Consider the following 6,933-nt stretch of genomic DNA (forward strand, 5'->3'; position numbering starts at 1 on the left):
CGCCTCGCCGCTCGCACTCGGGGCGACCATGCTGGTCGCCCCGCCGCTCGGCGAGGCGGAGCCACCGGCGTCCGCGTCGGAGCCGCTGCACCCGGCGACGGCCAAGAGGGCAGCGGTCGTGAGGACGACGGCAAAACGGGCTCTCATGCCTGCACGATAAGCAGAGTGCCGCCGATCGGAGAATTCCCGGCTCCGTCGAGCAGCTCGTGGGACGCGCTCAGAACCGTGCCGGCTCGCGGTAGACGCCCCACACGTCACGCAATGTGTTGCAGATCTCGCCCATGGTCGCCTCGACGCGGACGGCGTCGAGCATGGCCGGGATCATGTTGTCCTCCGTGGCCGCGACGTCGACCATGTGCTCCAGCGCCGCGCGCACCGCTGCGTCGTCGCGACCCGCCTTGCGCTCACCGAGCACGCGTACCTGGTCGCGCTCCACCTCGTGGCTGACCCGCAGGATCTCCAGCTCGCTGCTGATCGACTCGGTGTGGCAGTTGACGCCGACGACCTTCTTGTCACCCTTCTCGAGCGCGACCTGGTACTGGAAGGCAGCCTCGGCGATCTCGGACATGAACCAGCCGTCCTCGATGCCCCTCAGGATCCCGGAGGTCATCGGACCGATCTGGTGCTCTCGCTCCCCGTCCTCGTCTGCCGCCCGGTCCTTCTCGCCCATCGACCGGATCTTCTCGAAGATCGCCTCGGCCTCCGCCTCGATCTTGTCGGTGAGGGCCTCGACATACCAGGAACCGCCGAGCGGATCGGCGACGTTGACCACGCCGGTCTCCTCCATGATCACCTGCTGGGTGCGCAGGGCGACCTCGGCGGACTGCTCCGTCGGCAGAGCGAGCGTCTCGTCAAGAGCGTTGGTGTGCAACGAGTTCGTGCCACCGAGCACCGCGGCGAGCGCCTCGACGGAGGTGCGCACCACGTTGTTCATCGGTTGCTGTGCGGTCAGCGACACACCGGCGGTCTGGGTGTGGAAGCGCAGCCACTGCGCCTTGTCGGTCTTGGCGCCGTAGACGTCGCGCATCCATCGCGCCCAGATGCGCCGGGCGGCACGGAACTTCGCGATCTCCTCGAAGAAGTCGAGGTGGCTGTCGAAGAAGAAGGACAGTCCGGGGGCGAACGCGTCGACGTCGAGGCCGCGGGACAGCCCGAGCTCGACGTAGCCGAAGCCGTCGGCGAGGGTGAACGCCAGCTCCTGCGCGGCCGTCGACCCTGCCTCGCGGATGTGGTAGCCGGATACCGAGAGCGGTTTGTAGGCGGGGATGTTCGCCGAGCAGTACTCCATCAGGTCACCGATGAGACGCAGGTGCGGCTCGGGCGCGAACAGCCACTCCTTCTGCGCGATGTACTCCTTGAAGATGTCGGTCTGCAGCGTGCCGTTGAGGATGCCGGTGTCGACCCCCTGGCGCTCCGCCGCGACGAGGTACATGCAGAACACGGGCACCGCAGGGCCGCTGATCGTCATCGAGGTCGTCACGTCACCGAGCGGGATGTCCTTGAACAACCGCTCCATGTCGACCGCCGAGTCGATGGCGACGCCGCAGTGCCCGACCTCGCCGAGACTGAGCGGCTCGTCGGAGTCGCGACCCATCAGGGTCGGCATGTCGAACGCCACCGACAGGCCACCGCCACCGCTGCGCAGGATCATCTTGTAGCGCTCGTTGGTCTGCTCGGCGTTGCCGAACCCCGCGAACTGCCGGATCGTCCACGCGCGCCCGCGGTAGCCGGTCGGGTAGAGGCCACGGGTGAAGGGGTACTCCCCCGGCCAGCCGATCCGCTCCATCCGCTCGTCGGCCGCCTCGGCAGCGGCGTCCGGCCCGTAGACCGGGTCGACCTCGACGCCGGACAGCGTGGTGAAGTCGGCGTCGCGCACGCGCCCCTTGGCCAGCGCATCGTCATACCGCTCCTGCCACCGCGACCGGCCGCTGGTGGGGACGGAGGGCTCGGGTTGCTGCGCAGTGGTGGTCATACCCCCAATTTACTAGGACGTCCTAGTAATGTCACATCCCCGGCTCAGGCGTCGAAGTCGCCGCTCCCTCTGGCGCTTCTCCGCCATCGCTCCGGGCCTCGCTTCGCTCGGGTCCTCACTCAGGCGTCGAAGTCGCCGGCACCGAGGCGGACCTTGCGCAACAACGCGAAAAGCTGGGCCAGCTCGGCCGTGCTGAGCGTGCCGAGGTTGAAGTCCGACACCACCAGGTCGCGGGTCGCCGCCTCCATCACGTCCTCGCCGGCCGGAGTGATCCGGGCGAGCGCACCACGACCGTCCCTCGGGTTGGGCACCCGGTCGACGAAGCCCTGCGCCGCCAGCCGCTGCACGATGTTGGTCGCACTCGTGGGGTGCACCATGAGCCGCTCCCCCACCTTGCTCATCGGCAGCTCCCCTCGGCTGCTGAACGCCAGCAGCACCAACGCCTCGTAGCGCGCGAAGGTGAGCCCGTGCGGTGCGAGCCGGGAGTCGAAGTCGCCGAGCAGGATCTGCTGCACGCGCATGATCGAGGTGGCCGCCGCCATCTCCGCCGGTGCCGCCTGCGCACCCCACCGGGCCCGCCAGAGGTCGCGGGCACGCAGGATCGGGTCGAAAGGCAACCGGAATCGGGCGGGCACGGGGCCAACCTAGTCTGGATGCCATGGAACACCTCGACATCCCCGGCGCCGGGCGGGTCAGCCGCATCGGCCTGGGCACGTGGCAGTTCGGCACCAAGGAGTGGGGCTACGGGGAGGAGTACGCCGACCACACCGCCGGCCAGATCGTCCGGCGGGCACGTGAGCTCGGGGTCACCCTCTTCGACACCGCCGAGCTCTACGGGTTCGGCCGCAGCGAGCGGATCCTGGGTGAGGCGCTCGGGCCGGGTCGTGACGAGGTCGTCGTGGCCAGCAAGCTGTTCCCCCTCCTGCCGGTTCCCCCGATGGTGCGCCGTCGCGAACGGGCCAGCGCGCGGCGACTTCAGCTGGATCGGATCCCCCTCTACCAGATCCACCAGGCACACCCGCTGGTCCCGGACGCGGTGACCATGCGTGGCATGCGGGACCTGTTGCGGGAGAGGCGGATCGGCGCGGTCGGCGTCTCGAACTACTCCCTCGCCCGCTGGCACAGGGCCGACGCCGCACTCGGGCGTCCGGTGGTCAGCAACCAGGTCCAGTTCTCGCTCGCCCACGCGGGGCCGCTCGCCGACCTCGTGCCCTTCGCGGAGCAGGAGGAGCGGGTGGTCATCGCCTACAGCCCGCTCGCGCAGGGCCTGTTCGGGGGCCGCTATGACGCGACGCACCGGCCGTCGGGGATCCGGTCCCACAACCCCGTCTTCAGCGAGGAGAACCTCACCCGGGCCGCCCTGCTGCTGGACCAGGTGCGGGACGTGGCCGCCGCCCACGACGTCCGCCCCGCCCAGGCGGCGCTCGCGTGGCTGCTGCACCAGCCCCGGGTCGTGGTGATTCCGGGCGCCTCCAGCGTCGAGCAGCTCGAGCTCAACGTCGCGGCGGCGGATGTGGTGCTCGCCCAAGACGAGCTCAGCGCGCTCACCGCGGCGGCGCGTGCCTTCAGGCCGGCGTCGGCCGCGGGGATCGCCCTGGGCGACGCACGGAAGCGGGTGCGGTCACTGCGCTCCTGACCCGGAGCGACGCACCATCCGGATCTCGCGGGTCGGGGTCACCTCGTGCACCGACGTTCCCCCGTCCACGCCGAAGCCGTGCCGCCGGTAGAAGGCCTGGGCGCGCAGGTTCTGCTCCACGACCCACAGGTATGCCGGCCGGTCACCCACCGTGGCCGCCATCAGCTGGTCGGCCACCCCCGAGCCGTGGTGCGCGGCAAGGATGTTGATCGCCCAGAGTTCACCCGGCGTGGGCGGGTCCTCGTCTCGGGCCGGAGCGAACGTCGCAAAACCGATGACGTCCCCGGTGGCGATGTGCTCGGCGATCCGGGTGACCTTGACGACCGGGTCGGATCGTTTCCGCGTGGCGGCAGCGGATTCGTCGGCGATGATCAGCCGCCACTTGGCCACCGACTTCTCGACGTCCATGCCGTCGAGGTAGTCCTGCGGCATCACGCCGGCGTACGCCTCGCGCCACACCCGGACGTGCGTGGCCGCGATGGCCGGCGCATCTTCCGCCACCGGTGGGCGGGCGACATACTCGCCCGTCACGAAGTTTCTGAAGCGTCGCCGTCCAGCACGGCGTCGATGCGCCGCACCTTCTCCTGGATCTGACCGGTGTAGCCGGCGCGAAGGTCGGCCTTGAGCACCAGCGAGACCCGTGGGCTGCTGGCCTGGACCGCCTCGCAGGCCCGCTTGACCACGTCCATGCACTCGTCCCACTCACCTTCGATCGTGGTGAACATGGAGGTGGTCTCGTGCGGCAGCCCGGAGTCGCGCACGACACGTATGGCCTCGGCCACGGCCTTGCTGACCGAGCCGTCGGCGGAGTCGGAACCAGAGGGTGCGATGGAGAAGGCGAAGAGCATGTCTCGACCTTATGCCTCTCCACTCGTCCTCTCCTCGGCCACCCGCTTCCACGTCATGACGCCCTGGTCGAGCACGATCTCCGCGTCGGCTTCGGCCGCGGACTCGGGGTCGTGGGTGGCCATCAGCACCACCGCCCCCGCGTCGGCCTCGGCGCGCAGCAGCGCCACGACGCGCTCCCGGTTGCCCGAGTCGAGGTCGCTCGTCGGCTCATCCGCGAGCAGGACGGTCGACCGTGCGGCGAGCCCGCGGGCCACCGCCACCCGCTGCTGCTGGCCGCCGGAGAGCTCCTCGATGAGGTGGTCACCGGAGTCGACCAGGCCCACAGCGGTCAGGGCCTCACTCGCTCTCCTTCGTGCGTCGACAGCGCTCACCCCGAGGGCCAGCAGGGCGGCCGTGATGTTCTCGGTCGCAGTCAACATGTCGGCAAGTCCGTTTCCTTGCGGCACCAAGGCGATCCCGAGTCCCGCGGCGCGCTCGCGCTCGGCGACCAACCGGTCGCCGAAGCGCACCTCCCCCTGACTCGGGGCCACCGCGCCCGCGAGCGCCCACAGCAGCGAGGTCTTGCCCGCGCCGGACGGGCCGGTGACCGCGACGAGGCTGCCGGGGCTCAGGTGGAGGGTGACATCGTGCAGGGCGACAACCGTTCCGTAGGCCACCTCGAGGCCCTCGGCTCGCAGCGCGTCCGTCGTCCGGGGCGGTACCTCCACCATGCCGGTCACGGGCGCTTCCCCCGCAGGAGCGCGCTGGTCCCGCTCATCGGGGTGCCCCCTCACTGTCGCTCGTCGGATCGGTGTCGTCGGTGCGGGGCTCCGGAACGAGCCGGTAGGTGCCGTCCTCGGCGTGGACCCGCACGAGCGTGCCCGGTGGCAGGACCTCGAGGGCGTGCGCGGGCAGCGGCAGGAAGCCGTCGGCGGACACGACGGCATACTCCTCTCCCAGCCTGCCCTCACCGCCGATCCGGCCGTCCCTGATGGTGATCGTGCGCGGCATCGCCCGTGCGACCTCGGGGTCGTGGGTGACGAGGACCACCGTGGTGCCGGTCTCCGCGTTGACCCGGGCGATGGTCTGCAGCACCGCGTCGCGGGCCTCGTGGTCGAGCTGGCTGGTGGGTTCGTCGGCGAGCAGCACCCCGGCGCGACCGGCGACCGCGACCGCCAGGGCGGCCAGCTGCAGGTGACCGGGGGTAAGCTCGGACAGCGGGGAGCTCGCCTGGTCGCGCAGACCCACCAGCTCGAGGACTTCCTCGACCTCGGGAAGTACGTCGGCGCCCGCGGAGCGCGCTGCGACCTGGGCAAACTCGACGTTTTCCCATGGGGTGTAGTAGGGCAGCAGGTTGCGGGAGGCACCCTGCAGCATCAGGCTCACCCGACTCGCCCGCATCCGGTCGAGCGCCCGCCCGGACAGCCCCGAGAGCTCCACGTCCCCCACGAAGATCTTGCCGGCACTCGGGCGGAAGAGGCCGCCCAGCAGGGTGAGCAACGTGGATTTGCCCGCTCCGGAAGGGCCCAGCAGCCCGATCATCTCGCCGGGCGCGACCCGCAGGTCGACTCCCGACAGCGCCGCGACGTCATTGCCCTCCGACCGGTAGATGTGCACCAGGCCGTGGGTGGCGATGGCCAGTCCCCGCCGCCCGGTGCTCACGGCATCTCCCTGACGCGCAGCAGGTGGGAACGCGCCGACAGCAGGCGGCCGCAGAGCGTCCCGACTCCCACCAGCAGCACGAACGCCCCTGCGGCTGAGACCAGCACGGCCGGCCAGTCGGTCACCAGGTCGAGCACCGACACTGCGGGCGGCGTGGAGAAGAGCGGCACGCTCGGCATGGCCAGGTGCGCGCCATAGACCCCGCAGCCCGCGCCGACCACGACGGCGAGGCCGACCACGGGCAGCTGCTCGCCCAGCGCCAGGGCGGTGATGCGTCCGCGCGGCACGCCGGCCAGCCGCAGCGCGGCATAGTCACGGGTGCGCAGCCGCCAGGACGTGGCGACGAGCACCAGCAGCACCAGGGCAGCGATCAGCAGCGCCCCGATGCCCACGACCAGGGCCAGGCCCAGGCCGATCGCGGCGGCCGACTCGTCGTAGGTGCGTCGTTGGTCGCTGGGCGTGGTGGACTCGGTGGCCGAGATGCCGTGCTTGCCCAGGTCCGTGGTTAGCCGCGCCAGCAGGGCCGGGTCGTCGTGGGCGAACCACACCTGCAGGGAGTCCAGCGTCGCGGGCTCCTGCCCGCCGCGCTGCAGCATGTCCAGGTCCACCAGGAGGGTGTCCTTGGGCGCCCCCGGCACGAACGCGACGTGCCCGACGCGGTGCATGGACCGGTCGATCCCGTCGAGCCCGGCGGCCTGGAACCGGCCGTGCTGGGCGTCCGGCGGGCCGGCCCCGGCCAGTAGCGCCGGGAGGTCACTCGGAACCCACCGGTGGGTCATGGTCAGCTCGGGCCCGGCGACCGCGACGTAGTCCACGGCCAGCACCCCGGCCGGCG

The 6,933-nt window shown here is 71.0% G+C and carries 8 protein-coding genes; 1 reads left to right on the top strand and 7 read right to left on the bottom strand.

Going from position 1 to position 6,933, the window contains the following annotated elements:
* Positions 1-217 precede the first annotated feature (217 nt).
* Complete coding sequence (locus tag FRW57_RS14930; RefSeq protein WP_137122856.1) at positions 218-1,972, bottom strand: coenzyme B12-dependent isobutyryl-CoA mutase large subunit; 1,755 nt, start codon at positions 1,970-1,972, stop codon at positions 218-220.
* Between the two features lie 119 nt (positions 1,973-2,091).
* Positions 2,092-2,607: a MarR family winged helix-turn-helix transcriptional regulator gene (locus FRW57_RS14935; RefSeq protein ID WP_238384810.1), complete on the bottom strand. Its 516-nt coding sequence runs from the start codon at positions 2,605-2,607 to the stop codon at positions 2,092-2,094.
* 23 nt (positions 2,608-2,630) lie between these two features.
* On the opposite strand from FRW57_RS14935, the gene FRW57_RS14940 reads away from it, so the two are divergent.
* Positions 2,631-3,608, top strand: coding sequence for an aldo/keto reductase (locus FRW57_RS14940; protein WP_152186360.1), 978 nt, complete (start codon positions 2,631-2,633; stop codon positions 3,606-3,608).
* Here the strand turns inward: FRW57_RS14940 and FRW57_RS14945 are convergent.
* The 5 genes from FRW57_RS14945 to FRW57_RS14965 all read right to left on the bottom strand — a co-directional run.
* Entirely contained in the window at positions 3,594-4,139 is a 546-nt protein-coding gene (locus FRW57_RS14945) for a GNAT family N-acetyltransferase (RefSeq protein WP_238999446.1), read from the bottom strand. The two genes, FRW57_RS14940 and FRW57_RS14945, sit on opposite strands and share 15 nt — an antisense overlap.
* A complete protein-coding gene (locus FRW57_RS14950) occupies positions 4,136-4,456 on the bottom strand; it encodes an MTH1187 family thiamine-binding protein (protein ID WP_137122854.1) in 321 nt (106 codons plus the stop codon). The genes FRW57_RS14945 and FRW57_RS14950 overlap by 4 nt, the downstream gene beginning before the upstream one ends.
* A gap of 9 nt (positions 4,457-4,465) precedes the next feature.
* The gene (locus tag FRW57_RS14955) at positions 4,466-5,167 is read right to left on the bottom strand and encodes an ABC transporter ATP-binding protein (RefSeq protein WP_152186362.1); all 702 of its coding nucleotides are present in this window, start codon (positions 5,165-5,167) and stop codon (positions 4,466-4,468) included.
* Between the two features lie 43 nt (positions 5,168-5,210).
* Complete coding sequence (locus FRW57_RS14960; RefSeq protein WP_137122853.1) at positions 5,211-6,098, bottom strand: ABC transporter ATP-binding protein; 888 nt, start codon at positions 6,096-6,098, stop codon at positions 5,211-5,213.
* Positions 6,095-6,933: FtsX-like permease family protein (locus FRW57_RS14965; RefSeq protein ID WP_203230343.1), on the bottom strand; the 839-nt coding region annotated here is incomplete at its 5' end. The genes FRW57_RS14965 and FRW57_RS14960, both read right to left, overlap by 4 nt.

The organism is Segeticoccus rhizosphaerae, assembly GCF_009192725.1.
GTDB lineage: Bacteria > Actinomycetota > Actinomycetes > Actinomycetales > Dermatophilaceae > Segeticoccus > Segeticoccus rhizosphaerae.

What these genes read in the sequence shown, in the direction of transcription:
- FRW57_RS14930 (WP_137122856.1), bottom strand. Translation starts at nt 1,972, where the DNA reads ATGACCACCACTGCGCAGCAACCCGAGCCCTCCGTCCCCACCAGCGGC.
- FRW57_RS14940 (WP_152186360.1), top strand. Translation starts at nt 2,631, where the DNA reads ATGGAACACCTCGACATCCCCGGCGCCGGGCGGGTCAGCCGCATCGGC.
- FRW57_RS14950 (WP_137122854.1), bottom strand. Translation starts at nt 4,456, where the DNA reads ATGCTCTTCGCCTTCTCCATCGCACCCTCTGGTTCCGACTCCGCCGAC.
- FRW57_RS14955 (WP_152186362.1), bottom strand. Translation starts at nt 5,167, where the DNA reads ATGGTGGAGGTACCGCCCCGGACGACGGACGCGCTGCGAGCCGAGGGC.